We start from the raw sequence: 225 nt of genomic DNA, 5'->3' as shown, positions 1-225 counted from the left end.
TGCCGGCATTCTGCGCCAGCGCCTGGAAGAATTCGCGCACCAGCTCGGTGTCGAAGGTGCCGATCTTCGGCGACGAGAAGGAAACGTTCCAGACCAGGAACGGACGGCCGGACACGTCGATCGCAGCGCGCGTCAGCGTCTCGTCCATGGCAAGGTCGATCGAGGCATAGCGCATGATGCCGCGCCGCTCGCCCAGTGCCTTGGCCAGCGCCTGGCCAAGCGCGA

General features: G+C 66.2%; 1 pseudogene. It reads right to left on the bottom strand.

What is annotated here, in order from left to right:
* Positions 1–225 (bottom strand): annotated as a pseudogene (locus EOB49_RS36120) (imidazoleglycerol-phosphate dehydratase); the annotation flags it as partial.

The organism is Mesorhizobium sp. M7A.F.Ca.MR.148.00.0.0, from assembly GCF_003997735.1.
Classification (GTDB): Bacteria; Pseudomonadota; Alphaproteobacteria; order Rhizobiales; family Rhizobiaceae; genus Mesorhizobium.
Note: the sequence above shows the minus strand (reverse complement) of the source record. Positions and strands in the feature narration are given on the sequence as shown.